Source organism: Aminobacter niigataensis (assembly GCF_014200015.1).
GTDB lineage: Bacteria > Pseudomonadota > Alphaproteobacteria > Rhizobiales > Rhizobiaceae > Aminobacter > Aminobacter niigataensis.
Map to the genome: position 1 here is coordinate 1 of NZ_JACHOT010000024.1, position 1,501 is coordinate 1,501.

Genomic DNA, 1,501 nt, shown 5'->3' on the forward strand with positions numbered 1-1,501 from the left:
TGGGTCATCGCACCGGATGGCTTCGGGAGTCCTGGTCAGGAGGGAACCAGGGCCCCAACACGCTCTGCATTTGCTTCCGCCTCACGCAGAGCCGATCGCTTGCCTCGGTGGAGATCCTTGGCAAACACGCAGGCCGCATCGTGCCCCGGGGACAGCTTGAGGGCCGGCGGCACCTGCTGCTTGCAGTCGTCGACCACCATGGGGCAGCGGGTGCGGAACCTGCAGCCAGAAGGCGGATTTGTCGGGCTCGGCACCTCGCCCACCATCAGCGGGACCTTGCGCTGCCTCTCGGCGATGGGGTTGGCTTCTGGAACAGAGGCCAACAGCATCTGCGAGTAGGGATGGCTAGGATGGTCGTAGAGCTCCTGCGACGGCCCGTGCTCCACGATCTTTCCAAGATACATGACGTACACGCGCGAGGCCGCCTGCCTGACCAATTCGAGGTCGTGGGCGATGAACAGGCAGGCCACGCCGAGGTCCTTCTGCAGCCGCAGGAACAGGTTCATCACCTGGGCCCGGATCGAAAGGTCCAGTGCGCTGACCGGTTCATCACAGATCAACACCCGTGGATTGACCGCAAGGGAACGAGCAATGGCAACGCGCTGGCGTTGGCCACCGGACAGCTCACGCGTATGGCGATCCTTCACGACATCCGCCAGGCCGACCTGGTCGAGAAGCTCCTTGGTGCGGCGCTCGCGGTCGGCCCTGGACTTGATCCCGTCGATCTGCAGGGCCTCGTCGATGGCTTCCCCGACCGTCTGGCGGTCATTGAGGGACGAATACGGATCCTGGAACACGTATTGCAGCGCCCTGCGGCTGTCGCGGAGAGCTGCGCCCGAAAGCGTGCTGAGGTCTACGCCATTAAGCAGCACGCGTCCAGAGGTTGCCTTCTCGAGCCCGACGATCGTGCGCCCGAGCGTCGACTTTCCGCAGCCGGACTCGCCGACCAGGCCAACGATTTCGCCGGGAAAGAGTTCGATCGAGACATCGTCGACAGCATGCACGAACTTGCCACGCTGGACGCTCTTGAACCTGGTTTGCAGGTTTTCGACTTTAAGAACAGGTCCTTGTGTCATGCTGCTGCCTTTCCTTCATTGACGACGGGGCAAGCGACGAAGACAGAACCGTCCGCCGAGGGCACCAAGGGCGGCCGGCTGGCCGTGCATGTGGGGACCGCAAAGTCGCAGCGTGGTGCAAACGCACAACCCTTGAACGGAGCGCCGAGCGTCGGCGGAATGCCTGGAAGGCCGCGGAACTGCGAGCCGATCGGATCTTCCCGTTTCGGAATCGCGTTGATGAGGCCGCGTGTGTAGGGGTGGCGGGGCGTGACCAGGACCTTGTCCACCGGACCGCGTTCCGCGGCGCGTGCCGCATACATGACGACGATGTTGTCGGCGGCACCTGCGACCACGCCCATGTCGTGGGTGATCAACACCATGGCCATGTTGAGCCGGCGCTGCAGATCCTTGAGCAGGCGCAGGATCTGGGCCTGAACCGTCAC

Annotated in this window: 2 protein-coding genes; both read right to left on the bottom strand. The window is 63.8% G+C overall.

Annotated features, from left to right (window positions below):
- Window positions 1-35: 35 nt before the first annotated feature.
- Complete coding sequence (locus GGQ99_RS25980; RefSeq protein WP_183264795.1) at window positions 36-1,076, bottom strand: ABC transporter ATP-binding protein; 1,041 nt, start codon at window positions 1,074-1,076, stop codon at window positions 36-38.
- Window positions 1,073-1,501, bottom strand: a 429-nt coding sequence (locus tag GGQ99_RS25985) for an ABC transporter ATP-binding protein (protein WP_183264796.1), incomplete at its 5' end; no start/stop codon positions are given. The genes GGQ99_RS25985 and GGQ99_RS25980, both read right to left, overlap by 4 nt.

What these genes read in the sequence shown, in the direction of transcription:
- GGQ99_RS25980 (WP_183264795.1), bottom strand. Translation starts at nt 1,076, where the DNA reads ATGACACAAGGACCTGTTCTTAAAGTCGAAAACCTGCAAACCAGGTTC.